At 67.2% G+C, this 20927-nt stretch carries 18 protein-coding genes; 10 read left to right on the top strand and 8 right to left on the bottom strand.

Translation table 11 applies throughout. The annotated features are described in order from the left end of the window. Positions 1-45 precede the first annotated feature (45 nt). The gene (locus tag D6M19_RS02350; protein ID WP_206428419.1) at positions 46-1107 is read left to right on the top strand and encodes an alpha/beta hydrolase family protein; all 1062 of its coding nucleotides are present in this window, start codon (positions 46-48) and stop codon (positions 1105-1107) included. On the opposite strand, the gene D6M19_RS02345 is transcribed toward D6M19_RS02350, so the two are convergent. From D6M19_RS02345 to D6M19_RS02330, 4 genes are read right to left on the bottom strand one after another with little or no spacing between them, the layout of a single operon-like run. Then, on the bottom strand, positions 1091-3202 hold the full coding sequence (locus D6M19_RS02345; RefSeq protein WP_123023516.1) for a xanthine dehydrogenase family protein molybdopterin-binding subunit: 2112 nt from the start codon (positions 3200-3202) through the stop codon (positions 1091-1093). The two genes, D6M19_RS02350 and D6M19_RS02345, sit on opposite strands and share 17 nt — an antisense overlap. Continuing rightward, the gene (locus D6M19_RS02340; RefSeq protein ID WP_234834653.1) at positions 3199-3699 is read right to left on the bottom strand and encodes a (2Fe-2S)-binding protein; all 501 of its coding nucleotides are present in this window, start codon (positions 3697-3699) and stop codon (positions 3199-3201) included. Before D6M19_RS02340 ends, D6M19_RS02345 begins: the two co-directional genes overlap by 4 nt. A 7-nt stretch (positions 3700-3706) precedes the next feature. Further along, positions 3707-4351 carry a carboxymuconolactone decarboxylase family protein gene (locus D6M19_RS02335; protein ID WP_123023515.1) on the bottom strand — a complete coding sequence of 215 codons (645 nt, stop codon included), beginning with the start codon at positions 4349-4351 and terminating at the stop codon, positions 3707-3709. Positions 4352-4410: 59 nt separating this feature from the next. Further along, positions 4411-5343, bottom strand: a complete 933-nt coding sequence (locus D6M19_RS02330; protein ID WP_123023514.1) for an alpha/beta hydrolase family protein — start codon at positions 5341-5343, stop codon at positions 4411-4413. Between the two features lie 60 nt (positions 5344-5403). On the opposite strand from D6M19_RS02330, the gene D6M19_RS02325 reads away from it, so the two are divergent. Then, on the top strand, positions 5404-6306 hold the full coding sequence (locus D6M19_RS02325) for an ABC transporter substrate-binding protein (RefSeq protein ID WP_123023513.1): 903 nt from the start codon (positions 5404-5406) through the stop codon (positions 6304-6306). Between the two features lies 1 nt (position 6307). Here the strand turns inward: D6M19_RS02325 and D6M19_RS02320 are convergent, their stop codons facing one another. Next, a complete protein-coding gene (locus D6M19_RS02320; RefSeq protein ID WP_164478293.1) occupies positions 6308-7435 on the bottom strand; it encodes an MFS transporter in 1128 nt (375 codons plus the stop codon). 275 nt (positions 7436-7710) lie between these two features. On the opposite strand from D6M19_RS02320, the gene D6M19_RS02315 reads away from it, so the two are divergent. From D6M19_RS02315 to D6M19_RS02290, 6 genes are read left to right on the top strand one after another with little or no spacing between them, the layout of a single operon-like run. Next, positions 7711-8922, top strand: coding sequence for an amino acid ABC transporter substrate-binding protein (locus tag D6M19_RS02315; protein WP_164478292.1), 1212 nt, complete (start codon positions 7711-7713; stop codon positions 8920-8922). 28 nt (positions 8923-8950) lie between these two features. After that, a complete protein-coding gene (locus tag D6M19_RS02310; protein ID WP_123023511.1) occupies positions 8951-9832 on the top strand; it encodes a branched-chain amino acid ABC transporter permease in 882 nt (293 codons plus the stop codon). Next, entirely contained in the window at positions 9832-11697 is a 1866-nt protein-coding gene (locus D6M19_RS02305; RefSeq protein WP_123023510.1) for a branched-chain amino acid ABC transporter ATP-binding protein/permease, read from the top strand. The genes D6M19_RS02310 and D6M19_RS02305 overlap by 1 nt, the downstream gene beginning before the upstream one ends. Next, positions 11694-12434, top strand: coding sequence for an ABC transporter ATP-binding protein (locus tag D6M19_RS02300; protein ID WP_123023509.1), 741 nt, complete (start codon positions 11694-11696; stop codon positions 12432-12434). Before D6M19_RS02305 ends, D6M19_RS02300 begins: the two co-directional genes overlap by 4 nt. 20 nt (positions 12435-12454) lie before the next feature. Next, positions 12455-13396 carry an NAD(P)-dependent oxidoreductase gene (locus D6M19_RS02295; RefSeq protein ID WP_123023508.1) on the top strand — a complete coding sequence of 314 codons (942 nt, stop codon included), beginning with the start codon at positions 12455-12457 and terminating at the stop codon, positions 13394-13396. Then, entirely contained in the window at positions 13393-14637 is a 1245-nt protein-coding gene (locus D6M19_RS02290; protein ID WP_123023507.1) for a M24 family metallopeptidase, read from the top strand. The genes D6M19_RS02295 and D6M19_RS02290 overlap by 4 nt, the downstream gene beginning before the upstream one ends. A 90-nt stretch (positions 14638-14727) precedes the next feature. On the opposite strand, the gene D6M19_RS02285 is transcribed toward D6M19_RS02290, so the two are convergent. From D6M19_RS02285 to D6M19_RS02275, 3 genes are read right to left on the bottom strand one after another with little or no spacing between them, the layout of a single operon-like run. Continuing rightward, positions 14728-16104 carry an NADP-dependent succinic semialdehyde dehydrogenase gene (locus D6M19_RS02285; RefSeq protein WP_123023506.1) on the bottom strand — a complete coding sequence of 459 codons (1377 nt, stop codon included), beginning with the start codon at positions 16102-16104 and terminating at the stop codon, positions 14728-14730. 26 nt (positions 16105-16130) lie between these two features. Continuing rightward, positions 16131-16790 carry a GntR family transcriptional regulator gene (locus D6M19_RS02280; RefSeq protein ID WP_123023505.1) on the bottom strand — a complete coding sequence of 220 codons (660 nt, stop codon included), beginning with the start codon at positions 16788-16790 and terminating at the stop codon, positions 16131-16133. A gap of 14 nt (positions 16791-16804) precedes the next feature. Then, positions 16805-17329: a VOC family protein gene (locus D6M19_RS02275; protein ID WP_123023504.1), complete on the bottom strand. Its 525-nt coding sequence runs from the start codon at positions 17327-17329 to the stop codon at positions 16805-16807. Positions 17330-17481: 152 nt separating this feature from the next. Here D6M19_RS02275 and D6M19_RS02270 point away from each other — a divergent pair, with 152 nt between their 5' ends. Next, positions 17482-19668, top strand: a complete 2187-nt coding sequence (locus tag D6M19_RS02270; protein WP_123023503.1) for an alpha-ketoacid dehydrogenase subunit alpha/beta — start codon at positions 17482-17484, stop codon at positions 19666-19668. Then, entirely contained in the window at positions 19668-20885 is a 1218-nt protein-coding gene (locus tag D6M19_RS02265) for a dihydrolipoamide acetyltransferase family protein (RefSeq protein WP_123023502.1), read from the top strand. Before D6M19_RS02270 ends, D6M19_RS02265 begins: the two co-directional genes overlap by 1 nt. Positions 20886-20927: the final 42 nt, after the last annotated feature.

The raw sequence follows: 20927 nt of genomic DNA, 5'->3' as shown, positions 1-20927 counted from the left end.
ACCCACCGCAATCGATTGCAATGACGGAAACGAGGGTATTCGACAGTGGACGAGTATGTCGCCTCGGCCCGGTCGCACTGGGGCCCCCGGTTCACCGCCAACGGTGTCCCGCCCGCCGATTTCGACCGCGTGATGAGCTCCCTGGAGTCCTGGGATGACTGGTGCGACGCCTGGTCGGCGGCGGCTCGTGTGCACGAAGACCTCGGAATCGAGGCGCTCGACCAGGGTCGGGTCCGTTCCGCAGGGGCGCATCTGAGCACCGCGGCGGTGGTCTACCACTTCGCGAAGTTCGTCTACGTCCGGGATCTCGATCAGATGCGTGCCGCCCATGACGCGGCCGTGCGCTGCCTGAATGCCGCACTGCCACATCTCGACCCACCCGGCGAACGAATCGAGATGCCGTTCGAAGGCTCGACGATCTACGGAATCCTGCGGAAGCCGGCGGGGCGGTCACCCCATCCGGCGGTGATCATGGTGCCGGGTCTGGATTCCACCAAGGAGGAGTTGCGGGCGACCGAGGACCTCTTCCTCGCCCGCGGCCTTGCCACGTTCAGCGTCGACGGCCCAGGGCAGGGGGAAGCCGAGTACGAGCTCCCGATCCGCGCGGACTGGGAGGTACCAGGCCGGGCACTCGTCGACGCGTTGGTCGCGCGCGACGACATCGACGCCGATCGCCTCGGTGTGTGGGGTGTGAGCCTCGGCGGCTATTACGCACCACGGTTCGCCAGCGGCGACGAGCGGATCAGGGCGTGTGTGAGCCTGTGCGGTCCCTACACGTTCGGGCAGAACTGGGACATGCTCCCGGCGTTGACCCGCGAGACGTTCACGGTCCGGTCGCGCTCGACGAGTGCGAACGACGCCAGGGCCATGGCGATGACGCTCACCATGGCGGGGCGCACCTCGACCCTGCGGTGCCCGACGCTGGTCGTCGCGGGCAAGAAGGACCGGTTGATTCCGTGGCAGCAGGCCGAGCGGCTGCACCGTGAGGTGGACGGAAGTGAGTTCCTGCTGCTCGAGGACGGCAACCACGGCTGTGCCAATGTGCTTGCCGCACACCGGTACCGCACGGCGGACTGGATGGCCGACCGGCTCACGGGACGGCGTTGATCGCCGCCACGATGTGCTCGCGGGTGAACGGCAGCGTGTTGACCCGGACACCGAGGGCGTTGGCGAGCGCATTGCCGATCGCGGCCGTCGCCGGTCCCTGGGTGGCCTCCCCGGCGCCGAGCGGGGGTTCGTCGGCACGGTCGAGCAGATGCACTTCGAGCGCGGGGACGTCGCTGAACCGCGCGATCGGGTAGGTCTCCCAGTCGGTGCTGGTGATCGAGTGCCGGTCGAAGCGCACCTGTTCGAACAGCGCCCAGCTGGTCGCCTGGATTGCGCCGCCTTCGATCTGGTTGCGCACCCCGTTGGCGTTCACGACGCGCCCGACGTCGACGGCGATCGTCAGCCGCGTGACGTGCAGCCGGTCGGTCGCCTCGACGTCGGCGACGACCGCGCAGTACGAGCCGCGATTCTTGTAGCGACAGAACGCGATTCCGCGTCCGTGACCATCCGGCAGGGGAGCCCCCCAGTCCGCGGCGGCGGCCGCGGTGCGCAACACGGCCCGAGCCCGCGGATCGGACAGGTGGTCGAGCCGCATCTGCAACGGATCGCGTCCGGCCGCCCGAGCCAACTCGTCCATGACGGATTCCAGTGCGAACGTGTTGAGGTGGCTGCCAAGGGAACGCAGTGAGGACGTGCGGATCGGCATCGTGAGCAGCCGGTGGACGGTGACATCGACCCTGGCGATGTCGTAGTAGGGCTCGGCGTTGCGTGCCGAACCGTGACCGCGCTCGGCAGGCGGGTCGACGGCGGCGGGGAGCAGTGCGACGCCGGCTCGGTGCGCGTCGGCCAAGAGGCTGTGGCGTGGCGCGTACCCGGGGCGGGCGGTGTGACCGTTCGTCCACAGCTCATAGGACAGGTCGGTGATCGTGCCGTTGCCGTCAGCGCTGGCGGTGACATCACCGACCATTGCCGGACCGAAAGGCTCCCAAGCGAATTCGTCGCCCCGGCTCCACTGCACCCGCACGTGCCTGCCCGGGATCGCGGTGGCCAGCAGGGCGGCGTCCATGGCGACGTCATCGGCGGCGTTGTGCCCGTAGCTGCCCGGGCCTTCGACGTGCTGCACCACGACCGCTTCCGGACTCAGCTCGAGGGCGGCCGCAATGGCGCGACCGAGGGTGAACACCCCTTGGCTGTGGCTCCACACTTCGAGCCGTCCGTTGTCGAAATGCGCGATGGCGCAGCTGGGGCCGATCGAGGCGTGCGCGAGGAAAGGGCGGGAGAACGTCGCGGCGACGACCACGGAGGCGTCGTCGTACCGGGCACCGTCGTTGCGGATGCGACGGGTTTCGGTCTCGGCGGTGCGCAACCAGCTCTGCAGGTCATCTGTGTCGGGCAGCTCGACACCGGCAGACCAGGAGGCCGCCGCAGCCAACGCGTCGGCGGCGCGGGTGGCCTGCCCCTCCCGGCGGGCCACGACGGCAAGGAAGTCACCGTCGCACACCACCCGGTCGACGCCGGGCATGGTCGAAACCTCTTCGAGCGCAACCTCTTCGAGGTGCGCGCCCGGGCCTGGGGGACGCACGACCCTGCCGTGCAGCATGCCGTCGAAGTCGAGGTCGTGGATGAAGCGCGGGCGGCCGAGGACCTTGTCGGGTAGGTCGATGCGAGCGAGGTCCTTGGACGTGGCAGGGGCGAACTCGACCTGCAGGGCCGCGTCGCCGACGCGGACGTGCAGGTCCACGACACCGGACAGGTCGGCGTACGACCCGATGCGGGCACCGTCTGGCGCCACGAACGCGCCGGAGACCAGCCGGATCTGCGCGGTGTCGAGTCCCGACCGGTGCGCCGCTGCGCAGCGGAACAGCTCCCTGGTCTCGGCGCATACCCGCCGGACCGCCGCGCCGGAGGACATGATCGACAGGCTGCCCGCGGTGAGCCCCTCGTCAGGTGACGACGACGTGTTGGTCGCGGCGGTCCTGACCGCCTCGGGCGGGACGTCCAGTTCGTGGGCGGCGATCTGGGTCAGCGCCGTCAGGATCCCCTGCCCGAGCTCGACCTTGCCGACGCGCAGTGTGATGGCACCGTCGTCGGCGACGGTCAGCCAGGTGGAGATCCACGGATTGGCGACCAGCGAGGCGGGCAGCTCGGAGCTCACCTCTCGGAGCCCGGTGTCGACCCCGCGGCCGCCAGCACTGCGTCGACGAACCGCACATGTGTTCCGCAGCGGCAGAGGTTGCGCTCCAACGCTTCCGACACCTGCTCGCGGGTGGGCCGGGGATTGTCGCGCAGAAGCGCGGCCGCGCTCACGATGATGCCGGCGACGCAGTAGCCGCACTGCCCGGCCTGCAGCTCGAGGAATGCCGACTGCACGGGGTGCGGCGCGCCGGGACGTCCGAGGCCGGCAAGAGTGCGCACGTCGCCGTGGACATACTCGACCGGGGTGTCGCAGGCGGGCGTCGGGTGGCCGTCGATCAGGACGAAGCATGCCCCGCACTGGCCAAGTCCACAGCCGAATTTCGGTGACTTGTCGCCGATGTCGTTGCGCAGCACCTCGAGCAGCGAGGTGCCGACCGGAACGTCGACGTCGTAGTCACGACCGTTGACGCTCAGCCGGAACGGGGCAGTGGCGTCGTCTGTCGAGATGGGCGGCACTGGCGACTCAGGCGTGGCTGGGCGCTGCCCAGTAGCCGCCGTCGGCCTTGCTGGCAGCGAGCTTCTCGGCGGTCTCGAAACCCGGGGCCATCGACGCGCCGGTGCCGGCCATGTACTGGTGGTGGTCGATGCCGAGCAGTCGGATCCAGCTCTGCTGGCCGAAGGTGAGCGCGATGAAACAACCGAGCTCGACGAGCTCCTGCTCCGAGAAGTGCGCGTGCAGGCGCTCCCAGAGCCCGTCGAGATCCTGGCTGCCCCAGGCGATGGCCTCGGCGTAGGCGAGCGCGGCCTTGTGGCGGTCGTCGTAGAGGTCGGACGTCTCGAAGTTCAGCAGCTGGTCGTACTGCTGCTCCTGCAGGCCCGCCGCGGTGGCCTTCTCGGACCGCTGATTACCGCAGAACTCGCACTTCACCGTTCTGGAGATGTAGACCCGGCACAGATCCTTGATCGCGTGATCGAGCACGCCACCGTGGAACACGGATTTCCAGCTGTCGGCGAAGGCCCAGAATGCCTCCGGTGAGTGCGCACGGACGGCGGAGCTTTCCGGCCGCGGAGTCCCGTGCTCTGCGCACCGTTTCATCTCCGCCTGCATGCGCTCGTCCATCTGCTCGAGCGGTACGTAGGTGATGCGTGGAATGTTCGCGGTGGCCATGTCACTCCCTTGCAATCGATTGCTGTCAGTATGTGCGCGGCGGTGTGCGGGGTCAAGGGTCAGTCCGGGCGGGACGACCCGGCGGCGAGGTGCTGGTCGAGGAAGGCGATGACTCCGTCGATTGCGCGGTCCTGTACGGCGTCGACCTCGTATCTCCCGTCGGTGCCCGCGACCGGGAAGATGTAGCCGTGCAGCGGGTGGTCCCACGAGACCCATGAGGCTTCCTTGCCGGTGCCTGCCAGCAGGTCGTAGCTCAGCCGGAAGACGCCCTGGAGGTGGTCGTCGTCGCGGCCCATCACCAGCATGGGCAGGGTGATGGGCGCGATCCGCTCGAGCGCCAGTGGTTCGTTGATCCGCGACCGGACGTATGACGGATCGCGCATCTGCATTTCCTCGATGTTGCGCAGCTGGGTGTCCGGGTTCGTGAAGGCGGAATCGTCGGGCGTGAGATCGAGGAACTCGTGGTTGGCGGGCTCGCAGGCGACCCCGGCCCGCAGCGGGCCGTCGTACTGCGACGCGATCTTGAACAGCATCTCGCCGGCATGGCTGACCCCGACGTGACCGAGCCGGTCGCCGTCGATCTGCGGATGACCGGCCACGTGCCCGAGAATGGCCAGCTCGTCCTCGAACTCCAGCGGCGAGCGGCTCAGCAGGTCCATCCCCTGCCTGCGGTCGGCCACGAGCCGGCCGCCGCGATGGAATCCGAGCTCGACCTCGGTGCGGTACCGGCCCCAGGCGCAGGCGTACCCGGCGTCGAGAAGTCGCTCCATGATGTAGCCGTGCGTCGCCACCCGTCGGCGCAGCCACTCAAGACCACCGCCGCCGTTGCCGTAGGCGAGGAACACGAACGGAAAGCCGGTTCCGTCCGGCGAGGGCACCCGGAGGGCGTACGGGACGTAGAGGCCGTCCCAGGTCTCGGCCAGATGGTAGCTCACCGGCCGATCCGACCCCGGCACGTCCTCGTGAATGGCTGAAAAGTCCGGTGCGCCCACGTGAACCCCTCTCACTCGATAGGCTTCGCTCACCGTACCTACAATCGATTGCAGATATTCGTGGACCAACTGAAACTCGGCGTATTCAGCCCTTCGGTGCTTCTCGACGTCGCGCGCCAGACCGGTCGGCTCGCGGCGGCCGGCCTCGACGTCCGTGACGTGGCGGTGCCGTCCTCGCCCGCGCAGTTCAGGTCGTTGCACGACGGCGAGTACGACGCGGTTTTCACCAGCCCCGACAATGTACTGGCCTACCGCTTCCTACCGGCGAATCCGTTGGGGCAGTTGTTCGATGTCGAGATCGTCGCCGGGGTGGACCGCGGTCTCGGGCTGTGTCTGGGCGCGCGCCCCGGCGTCACCGCGCCGGCGGAGTTGTCCGGGGGACGCTTCGGAGTCGACGTTCCCACGTCGGGGTTCGCGTTCGTGGGTTACGCACTGCTCGAAGAGCTCGGACTGTCGCACTCCGCGCTCGAAATCGTCGCGCTCGGGTCGACGCCCAAGCGGGTCGCGGCTCTGCACACCGGTGGCTGCGACGCGACCGTGCTCAACGCCGGCAACGAACTGGTGGCCCAGATGCGCGGATGCGCGCTGCTCGCCGACGTCACCCGGCTCGGCCCGTACCTGGGAACGGTGATCGCGCGCTTGCGGGAAGCGCCAGGCGCGGCGGTCGTCGACCGGTTGGTGAACGCGCTGGCGGACACGGCGCGCAGCATCGTCGCTGGCGACCTGGATGCCGAAGCGACCGGCTCCGCGGCCCGGCTGCTGTCGCTCGACGACGCTGGAGCGGCGAAGCACGTCGCGGTGTTGCGTGACCCGGCGCGGGGCCTCATCGGAGACGGCAGCGTCGACGCGGCGGCCCTGCGGACGCTGGTGGACCTGCGGGGCCGTTTCCTGCCCGCCCCCGAATTATCCGGCATACCAGCGCGATTCGACGAGGTAGTGCGCCCTGCTGTGCTGACGGGTTGAGCTACTCGCGGACCACGTAGCGGGCGCGGGCGACGCTGGTCACCACCGCATAGCCGACGGCCACCACGGTCGCGACGGTGAACAGGACCCCGAAGCGGTGCGCACCCGCGGCGACGTTGCCGACCGCCGCGCCGATCGACGCCCCGACGAACAGCGCGATCGAGAAGAAGGACATGCCGATGGCCCGGCTGTCGGTCGCGGCGTCGGTCATCCAGGTCTGCATGGTGGTATGCCCTGCGGCCCAGGCGAGGCCGAGGAGAATGGCCGCAGCGAGGACGGTGGCCAGCGACGTGACGACGGCCATCAGGAGGTACGCGCAGACGATCGCGATACCGGACACCAGCATGAGCACCCAGGCCGGCCAGTGTCCGAGGATCAGTCTCATCAACTGGCTGACGATCACCACGGCGGCACCGAATCCCGACGTCGCCGCCCCGGCGACAAGCACATTGGCACCGGTGGCCTGCAGTGCCACTGCGAGATAGTTGAAGACCCCGACCAGGAGCGCGCCTTCGACGACGGTGAACACCAGGATGCTCACCGCCCACCGATTGGCCGCGAGCCTGCGCAGCGAGGGCATCAGACGCTCCCCGGTGGTGCCTGCGGCGTCCGACAACCGGGGCAGCACCGTGACGAGCGCGAAAGAGAACGCCGCGATCACGACGTAAACCCAACGCCAGCCGAACCATTGGGCGATGGCGCCGGCCCCGACAGTCCCGGTCGCTAGTCCGATCGAGATCGCCGCGGCGAGGTTCGCGTTGGCCACGGCGCGCTTGGTAATCGCCAGGGTGTCGCCGTAGTAGATGAGGACGGTGGTGATGGTCGCTGCGAACATCGCGCCCGAGACACCGCGGGCGACGCTGTAGGTCAGGGGGTCGCTGGCGGCCGCGGTGGCCAGGTTTGCCACCCCGCCAAGCGCGGTCGACAGCACCAGAATGCGCACCCGCCCGAATCGGGCCGCCAGCGTGCTCCAGGCCAGCTGAAACGCCGCATACGACACGGCGTAAACCGTCAGCGACAGACCGATCGCTTCGAGGTCGACGCCCAGGTCGTCCGCGATCACGGGGACCAGTGGCGGCATCACCGACCGGTCGATCATCGAGACGAACGCGGCGAGGAGCAGAATCATGTCAGCGGCCGCACCGCAGCAGCCCAGCGCCGGGCCGGAACCCCCGTCCGAACCAGGTGTGCGCCACCAACCCGCCAATCTGCAATCGTTTGCGGCTCGACTGTAGACCGTGCGCTGGGACGCCGGTAGTCCCCCGGATCTTGCGACGGCGCCGTCCGGCGACGAAGCGGTTGACACCCGCCGAGCGCTGTGTGACGATGCACTGCAATCGATTGCATGTGACCTACGCAACATGTTGGCACGCCCGGGCAATCGGTCTGACAGAGAGGTTGGACATGCGAATCAGCACTGCATTTCGTGCGGTCGCCGCGGCAGCCATCGTCGCGCTGGCGGCGACCGGGTGTACCGCCGACGGCGGCGGTGACAGCGACACTTTCAAAATCGGCGCATCCCTGCCACTGACCGGCGAGTTCAGCCAGGGTGGTCTGGACACCCAGCACGGCTACGAGACGTGGGTCGAGATGACCAACGAGGCCGGTGGGCTGCTGGGCAAGAAGGTGGAGATCGTCATCAAGGACGACGCCACCCAGCAGGAGACCGCCGTCAGCAACTACAACAACCTCATCTCGCAGGACAAGGTGAACCTGCTGCTGGGCAGCCAGTCGTCGCTGCTCAACATCCCGGCCTCGGCAATCGCCGAGAAGAACAAGATGCTGTTCGTGTGCCCGTCGTGCGGGTCGCCGGACATGTTCAGTCGCGGGTTCTCCTACATCTTCTTCGCGCAGCAGGCCATCGCCACCGACCAGGCGAAGGTATTCGCCGAGTGGATTGCGAAGCTGCCCCCGGAGCAGCGTCCCAAGACCGCGGCATATCCCTCACTGGACGATCCGTTCGCCGGTCCCGTCGTCGAGGGCGCCGAGAAGATCCTCTCGGCCGCGGGCATCCGCACCGTGTACAAGGACCAGTACCCCGCCAGCACGAAGAACTTCGACTCCGTGGTCAACGCCATGCGCGACGCCGGCGCTGAGATGGTGGTACAGGGAGCCCAGTTCGAGGACGGCGTCAACATGGTCCGCTCGATGAACCGGGCGAACTACCAGCCGTCGATCCTCTACCAGAGCAGCTCACCCACATACGGCCAGCAGTACCTCGACGCGGTCGGCCCGCAGAACGCCGAGGGCGTGTTCTTCTCGTCGAGCTACAGCCCGCGCGCCGAGACCAAGGACAACACCGAGTTCGTCAAGCGGTTCAAGGAGAAGTTCAACCAGGACCCGCCGGAAGATGCCGCGGACGGCTTCGCCGCGGGGCAAGTGCTGGCGGCCGCTGTCAACGCCGTCGGATCCATCGACGACCAGGCCAAGCTGGCGGATTGGTTGCACGCCAACAGCGTTGAGACCCTGCTCGGCCCGTTGAGCTGGAACGCCGACGGCAGCCCCAAGGGGGAATTCCTGGTGGGCCAGTGGCAGGGCGGGGTTTCGCAAGTCGTGCTCCCCCCCGAGGTCGCGACGTCGCAGAAGATCATGCGCTGGCACGGCGGCGAGTTATGAGCCCCGGCAAGACCAGTAGGAGCTGATCATGACCTCCCTCGTCCAGACGCTCGTCCTCGGGTTGCTCGTCGGCGCACTGTACGCGCTGATGGCCTCGGGCCTGACTCTGATCTTCGGGGTCATGCGGGTGATCAACCTCGCGCACGGCGCGTTCGCGGTGCTGGCCGCCTTCCTCACGTTGACGTTGTGGCGGAACCTCGGTCTCGACCCGTTGCTCTCCATCCCGATCGTCATGGCGGTGATGTTCGCGTTCGGCTGGTTGGTGTATGTCCTGGTCATCCGGCACGTCCGTAACTCGCACGTATCGATGACGGTGCTGGCCACCTTCGGAATCGCGCTGATGCTCGAGGGGATCATGGGGTTCATCTGGGGCAATACCTCGTCGACGGTGGTGGTGTCCTACACCGACGCCTCGGTGGCTCTCGGGCCGCTGTACATCCCGCAGGCCATGCTGATCGCAGCGGTGATCGCGGTGGCCGTGATGGGAGCGATGTATCTCCTGCTCAACCACACCTGGGCCGGCCGGGCGATCCGCGCTGCCTCGTCGAACGAGAGCGGCGCGCTGCTGGTGGGAGTGAGCGTGGCGACCATCGCGGCGCTCACCTTCGCCATCGGTGTTGCCACCCTTGGTGCAGGCGGGGCGATGCTGTCGACGATCTACCCGTTCCTGCCCGGCACCCACTATCAGTGGATCGCCCGGCTGCTGGCCATCGTCGTGCTGGGCGGGCTGGGCAGTCTGCCCGGCGCGATCCTCGGCGCACTGGTCATCGGGGTGGGCGAGATGGCAGCGACGGCCTACGTCGGGGCGGCATGGCCGGTCGCCGTGCCGTTCCTCGTCATCATCGTCGTGCTGATCACGCGGCCGCAGGGCATCCTCGGCACCCGGCTGCGGGAAGACGCGGTGGCATGATGACCAGCCAGAGAAAATCACGATTGCTCGACCCGGGGCTGCACCGCTGGCTCAGCCGGGGCGTGGTCGCCGCCGCGGCCGCGGTGATCCTGCTCTTCCCGCTGTCGCCGAGCATCTCCGCGCAGAACGTGGTGATCCTGTCGCTGGTGCTGGCGATCGGTGCCAGCGGGCTGAACGTCATCACCGGGTTCACCGGCTACCTGTCGCTGAGCCAGGGCGCGTTCATCGGCATCGGGGCGTACGTCGGCGCCATCCTCGCCACCCGGTTCCCCGACATCGAACCGCTGGTGTGGGCGCCGATCGCCGGCGTCATCGCCGCTGTCGTCGCCATGCTGCTCGGCCTGGTGACCTACCGTTCCCGTGGGCCGGCGTTCGTCATCATCACCGTCGCCTTCCTGTTCCTCATCCAGTTCGTCGCCATCGAATGGGTGCCGGTGACCAACGGCACCGCGGGGTTGACGCTTCCGCTGCCCGACTGGCCGGAAGCGTGGGGCAACTGGCCGTTCCACCTCACCTTGTGTGCGCTGCTGGGGCTGTCGGTGCTGATGACCTGGTGGATCCGGCGAACCAAGTTCGGCATGGGCCTGATCGCCATCCGCGAGGACGAGGGCAAGGCCGGCACCATCGGCGTCAACGCTCCCGTCTACAAGCTGCTGGCGTTCGGCCTGAGCGCACTGTTCGTCGGCATGGCCGGCTCGGTGTACGGCTACTACCTGTCGTTCGTCGACCCGATCGGCATGTTCTCCATCATCACCAGCGCACTGATCGTGCTCGCGGTGATCCTCGGCGGCCGCGGCACGATCTTCGGTCCGGTGTTGGGCGCGTTCATCATTCAGCCGGTCAACATCTACGCCAACCAGGCCTTCGGCGGCGGCAACGCCCGCCTGGTGCTCTTCGGCGGGCTGCTGGTGCTGCTGGTGATCGTGTTGCCCAAGGGCATTCTGCCGACACTGGCATCGCTCATCGAGAAGGCGAGAGCCAGGGGCACCGTGGGCCTTTCGGGTGCCCGGCTCAACCCCCTGGACCGCCCGCTGGTGCGGGCCGAGCAGCGCAGACCGGAGCCGACCGGCAAGACGCTGCTCGAAGTTCGCGGACTGCACAAGAGTTTCGGCGGCAACCACGCGGTCGACGACTGCAGCTTCACCGTCCCTGAAGGGTCGATCACCGCGCTGATCGGTCCGAACGGATCAGGTAAGACGACGGTGTTCAACCTGATCTCGGGCACCATGACCCCCGACAAGGGCGAGATCCTGTTGGACGGCCAGCGCATCGACAACATCTCGCCGTGGTCGCGGGCGCACCGGGGCCTGGGCCGCACCTTCCAGATCACCCGCCTGTTCCGGGAGATGACGGTGTTGGAGAACGTCGTTGCGCCGCTGCGGAACTTCTCCGTTGGCCAACTCGGCATCGGCGCCGTCAGCGGCTCGGAAGCCGCGCGGGCCGAGGAACTGCTCGAGTTCGTCGGCATGGCCGCCTACCGGGACGCCCGTGCCGGTGCGCTGTCCTACGGGCAGCAGAAGCTCGTCGAACTGGCCCAGGTGCTGATGCTCGATCCGAAGCTGATCCTGCTCGACGAACCCGCAGGCGGTATCAACCCCACCCTGATCGAGCGGATGGGCGACCTGATCCGTGAGCTCAACGCCGACGGCAAGACCTTCCTGCTGGTCGAGCACAACATGCCGTTCGTGGTCGGCCTGTGCGACCCGATCCGGGTGCTGGCCCGCGGCGCGGTGATCGCGCAGGGCACCCCCGAGCAGATTCAGAAGGACCCGTTGGTACTCGACGCCTACCTCGGCGACGACTACCTACTCGAAGCCCCCTCCAGGGGCTCGACAGTGCCTGTGGCGGAGAGGAACCCAGCATGATCAAGCTCGAAGGGGTGGTCGCCGGATACGGCGGCGGCAACGTCCTCCAGGGTGTCGATCTGGAGGTCGGGGCCGGTGAGCTCGGCTGCATCGTGGGACCCAACGGTGCGGGCAAGTCCACGGTGTTGCGCGCGGTCAGCGGCATCCTCAAGCCGAGTGCCGGCCGCATCCTGCTCGACGGTAAGGACATCACCGGCCTGGCGCCCGACGAGGTACTCGGATGCGGTGTCACCCAGGTGCCGCAGAGCAACGGGCTGTTCCCGACGCTGACCGTCAAGGAGAACATCCTGATGGGCGCCTACGTGATCCGCCGGCAGCGTGCGCTGGTCAAGCAACGCTACGACGAGGTGCTCGGCATGTTCCCGCTCGTGGCCGACAAGACGGGAATCCGCTGCGGCAACCTGTCCGGCGGCCAGCGTCGCATGGTGGAGTTCGCTCGCTCACTGATGCTCGACCCCAAACTGGTCCTGCTCGACGAACCCTCCCTCGGGCTTGACCCCAAATCACTCACCGTCATCGACGAAGCCGTCGCGATCATGCGCGCCAGCGGTAAGGCAGTGCTGATGGTCGAACAGAACGTCAGGTTCGGCCTGCGAATGGCGTCGAGCGGCATCGTCATGGAGAGCGGCCGCGTACTGCTCACCGGGCCGGCCACCTCGGTACTGAACAACCCGGAGATCGCCGATCTCTACTTCGGCGGCGCGGTCCATGCATCGGCCGCTCAACCCACGGCCTGACGAAACAGAAAAGGAAAAACATGTCTGCCTCTGACTTGAAGATCGGCTGGATCGGCGCCGGCCGGATGGGTGCCCAGCTCGTCACCCGGCTCCTGGACGCCGGCTATGACGTCACCGTCTACAACCGCACCGCGTCCAAGGCCGCCGCACTGGCCGAGAACGGCGCGAAGGTCGTCACCCAGCCCGTGGACCTGGCCGACCGCCACCTGGTGTTCGCCATGGTGTCGTCGTCGAAAGACCTCGAAGAGGTGATGCTCGGCGAGAACGGCCTGTTGACCGGACCGGACTCACCCCGGATCATCGCCGACGCCTCGACGGTCTCCGCCGAAGCGAGCCTGAAGATCCGGGAGGCGGCCAACGCCCGCGGGTGTGACTTCTTGGCGACACCTGTCAGCGGCAACCCGAAAGTCATTGCCGCAGGCAAACTCACCGTGGCGGTGTCGGGTCCGCGTGAGGTCTTCGAGTCCATAGAGCCAGTGCTCAACGTCTTCGGCCGCAGCGTCACCTACGTTGGTGAGGGTGAGGTGGCGCGGCTGGTGAAGATCGCCCACAACCTGATGCTGGGTGTGGTCACCCAGTGCCTGGCTGAGATCACCGTGCTGGTCGAGAAGGGCGGCGTCAGCCGGGCCGATTTCCTGGCATTCCTGAACGACTCGGTGATGGGATCGACCTTCACACAGTACAAGTCACCGGCGTTCGTCAATCTCGACTTCACACCGACGTTCACGATGTCACTGCTGCAGAAGGACTTCGACCTCGGCCTTGAGGCGGCCTATGCGCTCAAGTCGCCGATGCCGATCGCGTCGGCCACCCGGCAGATCGTCGCGCAGGCCGTCGGCGCCGGCGTCGGTGTCGACGAGGACTTCGCCACGCTGCTGCTCGAGGTGGCGCGGGGTGCGGGTGTCGAGTTGCAGCCGGAGAACGTCGCGGTGGACGACGGTCTGGACCCGGTGCACTCATGACAGGTGTGCGCCCCCTGGGCGCGCCTGGCCACATGGGGGTCGACTACGAGGAGCGGGTGGACTTCGCCCGGTTGCGCGACTACCGGATCAGCCGGGCCAAGAAGGCGCTTGAGGTCAGCGGGTGTGGGGCGTTCCTGTTGTTCGACTTCTACAACATCCGCTACACCACGCAGACCTGGATCGGTGGAGCGCTCGGCGACAAGATGATCCGGTATTGCCTGTTGACCCGCGACGGTGACCCGATCCTGTGGGACTTCGGTTCGGCGGTACGCCATCACAAGCTGTACTCCCCGTGGCTGCCGCAGGAGAACTGGCGGGCCGGATTCCTGGGCTTCCGCGGAGCGGTCGCGCCGGACGCCGGCCTGATGCGCGACGCGGTGACCGAGATCAAGGCGATTCTCACCGAAGCCGGAGTGGCCGATGCACCGGTCGGCATGGACATCGTGGAGCCGCCCTTCCTGTTCGAGATGCAGCGCCAGGGGCTGACGGTGGTGGACGCCCAGCAGAGCATGCTCGACGCCCGGGTGATCAAGTCGAACGACGAGATCATGCTGCTCAACCAGGCGGCTGCCATGGTCGACGGGGTGTACCAGGACATCGTCGACGCACTCAAACCCGGTGTGCGCGAGAACGAGATCGTCGCGCTGGCCAACAAGCGGCTCTACGAGCTGGGTTCGGATCAGGTGGAGGCAGTCAACGCGATCTCCGGGGAGCGGTGCAACCCGCACCCCCACAACTTCACCGACCGGATCATCCGTCCCGGCGATCAGGCGTTCTTCGACATCATCCATTCTTTCAACGGCTACCGCACCTGCTATTACCGCACCTTCGGGGTCGGGTCTGCCACGCAGAGCCAGCGCGACGCCTATAAGACAGCGCGGGAGTGGATGGACCGGTCGATCGGGGCGATCCGGCCCGGTGTCGGCTCCGATGAGATCGCTCGATTACTACCCAAGGCAACCGATTTCGGTTTCGAGAACGAGATGGCGGCCTTCGGGTTGCAGTTCGCGCACGGGCTGGGACTCGGTCTGCACGAGCGACCGATCATCTCCCGGCTGAACTCACTGGAGAACCCTCTGGAGATCCAGGCCGGCATGGTGTTCGCTATGGAGACCTACTGCCCGGCGTCTGACGGGACTTCTGCGGCACGGATCGAGGAGGAGGTCGTCGTCACCGACGACGGCCCGGTTATCCTCACCAAGTTCCCTGCCAAGGAGCTGTTCGTCGCCAACGAGTACTAGGCGGGACCCCTCGCTCGCCGCGAGTGCGGTTTGATACGCAAGATGCCGAAAGGCGCGTATCGAACCGCACTTTCGCGTTCCGGCGTCGCCTCAGGCCTTCCACACCGTCTTGAGGTTGCAGAACTCCCGGATGCCTGCGGCGGCCAACTCCCGCCCGTAGCCGGAGTCCTTGATGCCGCCGAAGGGCAGCTCGGGGTAGCTGACCGTCATGCCGTTGACGAACACCGCGCCGGCATCGAGGTGGGTGACGAACCAGTCCTGTTCGGCCGCAGCGGTACTCCACACAGCCGAGCTCAACCCGAACGTCGTCTGATTGGCCACGCGCACCGCCTCCTCGCGGTCGGCCACGCGGTACAGCGACGCCACCGGGCCGAACGCCTCTTCCATCACGATTCGCATGTCGTCGGTCAGCCCGGCCAGCACCGTCGGCGGGTAGTACCAGCCCGGCCGGTCCGGCACACTGCCGCCCGCGAGCACCAGGGCGCCCTTGGTCACGGCGTCGTCCACCAGTTCGGCGACATCGGCACGACCGGACTCGGTGGCCAGCGGGCCGACGTCGGTGGCCTCGTCCATCGGATCGCCGACCTTCAGTGCATTCATCTTGTCGACGAAGTGCCGAACGAACTCGTCGTAGACATCTGCATGCACAATGAAACGCTTACCCGCGATGCAGGATTGGCCGTTGTTGGACACCCGTGCCTTCACCGCGGTGGCCGCGGCGGCCTCGATGTCGGCACTGGGCATCACGATGAAGGGATCCGACCCGCCGAGCTCCAGCACGGCCTTCTTGATCTCGTGGCCAGCCGTCTGCGCCACCGCACGGCCCGCCGGCTCTGATCCGGTGAGCGTGACGGCCTTGACCCGACTGTCCTCGATGACGGCGGCCACTTCCCGTGAACCGATCAGCAGGGTGCGGAACGATCCGAAGGGGAAGCCGCCCTTCTCGAACAGTTCGTCCAGGTACAGCGCGGACTGGGGAACGTTCGAGGCGTGCTTGAGCAGGCCGCTGTTGCCCGCCATGAGTGCCGGTGCCGCGAACCGGATCACTTGCCAGAGAGGGTAGTTCCACGGCATCACGGCCAGTACCACACCGAGCGGCTGCCACACCGTGCCTGCGGCCGACGCCGCCACTCTAGACGGGTCGGCCAGCTCGTCGTCGGCCAGGAACGATTCGGCGTTGTCGGCGTAGAAGCGCATGTTCTTGGCGCACTTGAGCACCTCGGCGCGCGACTGAGCGATGGGCTTGCCCATTTCAAGGGTGATCATCTGCGCGGCCCGCTCGACATCGGCCTCGAGGATGTCGGCGGCGGCGTGCATCCAATCGGCCCGTTGGGCGTAGTCGGTGCTGCGTAGGGTCTGAGCTGCCTCGAAGGCCTGTCCGATCCGCCGCTGCACCTCGGCACTGTCATGCGGTTCGTATGTCTCGATAGTCTGGCCGGTTGCCGGATTGATGGTCGCGATTGCCATGGTGCTCCTGGTTCTGTGGATGGTCGTCAGCCGAAGAGTTCTGCGTGACGGGCGAGTTGGCGCCGGGTACGCCTGATGTGGCCGAGCAGGACCCGCTCCGCCTCGTCGGAGTCGCGGTCCCGGATGGCCGCGACGAGCATGTGATGCTCGTCGTGGACGATGCGACGACTGTCGGCGTCGAGCAGGCGGGTGAAGGCCCGGCGGTAGTGCTGGGTGGTGTTCCAGAGCCGTTCGACGGCCGGGCCGAGGAACGTGGTGCCCGCATCGGCGTAGCTCCCCAGGTGGAATTCCCGGTCGAGCTCGAGAAACCTTTCCACGTCCGAGGTTTCGCGCATCTGCTCGGCCAACGCGGCCAGGTGATCGATGCGGCGGTCGTCGAGCGTTGGCAGGCTATAGCGCAGCAGCAGGGGTTCGATGCGTTCCCGCACTTGGTAGAGCTCGACGCACTCATCGAGGCTGAGCCTCGCGATCCACGCGCCGGCGTTGGCCACGGTGGTGACCAGGCCTTCGGATTGCAGCAAGCGCAGAGCTTCTCGCACCGGAACCCGGCTCGCGCCGTACTGGCGGGCGAGCTCCTCCTGGCGCAAGCGGGTGCCGGGCGGGTATACCCCGTGCAGTATCGCGTCGCGCAACTCGTCGGCGACACGAGCGCCCGCCACCCCGTCACGAACCGGAGACTGTGTCATTTCATGCTGTCATCTCAGTCGGCCGGGTGATTCGGGTTCCACAGCAGCACCTCGGCTTCGGCCTCGTAGGCTTTCCCGCCGGGGAAACTGACCAGCTCGAACTGCATGTCCCACGGGCTCAGAAAGTACACCCAGCGCTGGCCGGCGCTAGCGTTTCTGCTGGCCGTCGGTTCGCCGAGAACGCGGATGCCCTCCGCGCGCAGATACGCCACGGCGGCGTCCATGTCGTGGACGTAGAACGCCAGGTGATGCCCCCCGACGTCGCTGTTGCGCGGGATCGGGGCCTGACCGTCGGCGGGCTCGTAGGAGAACACCTCGAAGTTGGCGCCGGTACCGCACCGGTAGAAGCGCAGTTCACGCATGACCGTGCGCGGATGGACGTTGAGGTGCACCCGCATCCAGTCGTCGTCATGGGCGAAGGGGCCGAGCGTGTAGACGTGCGTGCAGCCCAGGACGCGGACGAAGAAGTCGTGTGCCTGTTCGAGGTCGGGCACGGTGAAGCCGATGTGGTCGGTGCCGACCAGTCCGGGCAGGGGCATCGGCTTACCTTCCAGTGGATCCAATAGAGCGAATTATAGCCGGAAAAGTACCTATTTGCGACAGCTTCTCGCCAAAGTGGATCCTATCGGGCTACAGTGGGAGCCGCGTCACACCCGTGCCTACTGATGGCCGGTCGATGGAGATGAGGGCTATGCCAATCCAAACCCAGCTGCAGACGGCGTCACCGTGGATCGAGCTGTCGACCACCGACGAGGACTGGCAGGCGGCTGACCCGGTACTCCTTTCCACGATGCTCGCCGAGCTCCACCTCATTCGTGCGTTCGAGGAGACGGTCCTCGAACTGGCCGGTGAGGGGCTGGTGCACGGTCCCGCGCACTCGAGCATCGGTCAGGAGGGGGGCGCGGTGGGATCCATCGTCGGCCTGCGGTCGACCGACGCGGTCAACGGCTCGCATCGAGGACACCACCAGTTCCTCGCCAAAGCGCTCACCCATGTGTCGGGTGGGGTGATCGATCCGGCCGCGGCCGTCAGCCCGAAAATGCAACGGGTGCTGCAGCGCACGCTCGCCGAGATCCTCGGCTTGGCGCAGGGCTACTGCCGCGGGCGCGGCGGATCCATGCACCTGCAGTGGTTCGAAGCCGGAGCGCTGGGCACCAACGCCATCGTCGGTGGCGGTGTGCCCATGGGCGCAGGCAATGCCTGGGCGCAGAAGCACAGCGGCACCACCGATCTCACCATCAGCTACTTCGGTGACGGCTCGAGTCAGATCGGGTCGGTGCTGGAGTCGATGAACCTGGCCGCAGCGTGGAAGCTGCCGTTCTGCTTCTTCATCGAGAACAACATGTACGCGGTCTCGACGCGGGTGGACGAGATCACCGCCGACCCCCGCCTGTCAGTACGGGGTCAGGGATTCGGCATCCCCGGGTGGCGCGTCGACGGCATGGATCCGCTGGCGGTGTACCTGGCCACCGAACAGGCCGCCGAACGGATGCGTCGGGGAGACGGTCCTGCGGTCATCGAGGCGGAGGTGTACCGGTTCTTCCACCAGAACGGCCCGTACCCCGGAAGCGCCTTCGGCTACCGTGACAAGGCCGAGGAGGCGCAGTGGCGCGCTCGCGACCCACTCGACCGGATGGCCACGGAGATGACCGCGCTCGGGTTGATCGACGAGTCCGGTGTCGCCGAGTTGCGCAGGCAGGTGCAGGACGCGATGACCACGGCGGTGTCCGAACTGCTCGAACCCGATCCGGAATCACCGGGCAAGCGCCGCATCCGCCCCGCGCTATGGCCCGACCCTGGCTTCGTCAACGTCGGCGTCCGCGGTGACGCCAGCGAGCTGCAGTCACTCGAGGTACTCGAGCCCACCGAGCACGCGGGGCCTTGGCGGCAGGTGAAATTCGTCGATGCGGTCGCAGGCGTGATGGACCGCAGGATGGCCACCGATGAGCGCATCGTCATTTTGGGAGAGGATGTGCACCGCCTCAACGGTGGCACCAACGGCGCGACCAAGGGCCTGGCCAAGTACGGCGACAACCGGTTGGTTGGCACACCGATCAGTGAGAACGCGTTCACCGGTCTTGGTGGCGGCCTGGCCCTCGACGGACGGTTCCGGCCCGTCGTCGAATTCATGTATCCCGACTTCGTGTGGGTGGCCGCCGATCAGGTGTTCAACCAGATCGGGAAGGCGCGGCACATGTTCGGCGGCGACAACCCGGTGCCCTTCGTCCTGCGCACCAAGGTGGCGATGGGGTCGGGCTACGGCTCTCAACACTTGATGGACCCCGCCGGGATCTTCGCCACCAGCCCCGGCTGGCGGATCGTGGCGCCGTCCACCGCCGCCGACTACGTCGGGTTGATGAATGCCGCGCTCGCGCTGCAGGATCCGGTGCTGGTGATCGAACACGTCGACCTTTACGGCACCGCCGGAGAGGTGCCCGAAGGCGATCTCGACTACATCATCCCGCCCGGCCGGGCCGCGGTCCGGCGATCCGGCGATGACGTGACCGTCATCAGCTATCTGTCGATGGTGGCACGCTGCGCGGAGGCCATCGAGCAGACGGGCATCGACGCCGAGCTCATCGACCTCCGCTGGCTCGACCGGGCGTCTGTCGACTGGAACACCATCGAGGCCAGCGTCCGCAAGACCAACGCCGTGCTGATCGTCGAGCAGGGCGCCCGCGGAACCTCCTACGGTGGTTGGCTGGCCGACGAGATTGCGCGGCGACTCTTCGACTGGCTGGATCAACCTGTGGAGCGGGTCTCAGGCGGCGAGGCCGCCCCCAGTATCTCCCGGGTGCTCGAGCGGGCCGCGATCGCGGGCGTCGAGGAGATCGTGGCCGGTCTGGAGAACGTGCGGCGGAACATGGGACAACTCTGATGGCGACCGTGGTGCGCATGCCCGAGGTGCTGGCCAACGCCGGCGAAGCGGTCATCCAGACTTGGCTGGTCACCGTCGGGCAGCAGATCAGCGTCGGCGACCCGATCGCCGAGATCGAAACGGACAAAGCTGTTGTCGAATACGCCGCCGAGGTGGACGGCATCCTGGCGCAGCTGATCGCCGAACCCGGGGCGACGATCGCCGTTGGTGAACCGATCGCGCTGGTGACAGCGCCGGGGGAGAGCGCCGAGGTCGACGTCGCCCCCGAGGTGCGCGACCCCGAATCCGGCGCCCCGGTCGTCGAGAAGGTGGTGGAGACGCCTGCACCGGCGCAGCCGCAGGCCAACGGACGCCGGTTGTTCGCCACTCCGCTGGTACGGAAACTGGCCAAGGAGAGAGGGATCGACCTCTCGTCGGTAAGCGGGACCGGCCCAGGCGGGCGGATCGTGCGCCGCGACGTGGACCGGCTGCCGACACCCTCGCAGGCGGCGCCCGCGAAGGCAGCTCAACCGGTGCGCGAACAGGATTCGCCCGCAACGGGTTACGTCGACATTCCGTTGACCGGTATGCGTAAGGCTATCGCGCGTCGGCTCACCGAGAGCAAGACGACGGTCCCGCACTTCTACCTGACCGCCGACTGCCGCGTCGACGCCCTGATGGACCTGCGGCGCACCGTCAACGAGGCTGGCGTCAGCAAGGTCTCGGTCAACGACTTCGTGCTCAAGGCCGTCGCCCTGGCGCTGATCGAGGTGCCGGAAGCGAACGCGATCTGGAACGGCGACTCGATCAGGCGCTTCGAAACCGCCGACATCACCGTCGCCATCGCCGTCGACGGCGGGTTGCTCACACCGGTGCTACGCGGAGTGGACCGGCTGCCGATCTCGGCGATCGCGACCCAGGTCTCCGACCTGGCCGGCCGTGCCCGCGCGGGGAAGATCCAGCAGAAGGAACTCGAGGGTGGCAGCTTCTCGGTGTCGAACCTCGGAATGCACGGGGTGACGGAGTTCTCCGCGATCCTCAACCCGCCGCAGTCGGGCATCCTCGCCGTCGGGAGAGCGGTGCGCAAACCCGTGGTGGACGACGGAGAACTCGCGGTGGGCAGCGTCATGACCGTCGCCCTGTCGGCGGACCATCGCGTCATCGACGGCGCGGTCGCCGCGCAATGGATGGCCGCATTCGTCCGCCGCATCGAGAATCCGTTGACCATTCTGATCTGATACCGAGGAGAACAAACACCGGCGTGGGAATTAACGACGCCG

This window comes from Mycolicibacterium stellerae (genome assembly GCF_003719305.1).
GTDB lineage: Bacteria > Actinomycetota > Actinomycetes > Mycobacteriales > Mycobacteriaceae > Mycobacterium > Mycobacterium stellerae.
The sequence above is the reverse complement of the archived record's forward strand: the minus strand, read 5'-3'. Positions and strand labels throughout refer to the sequence as shown.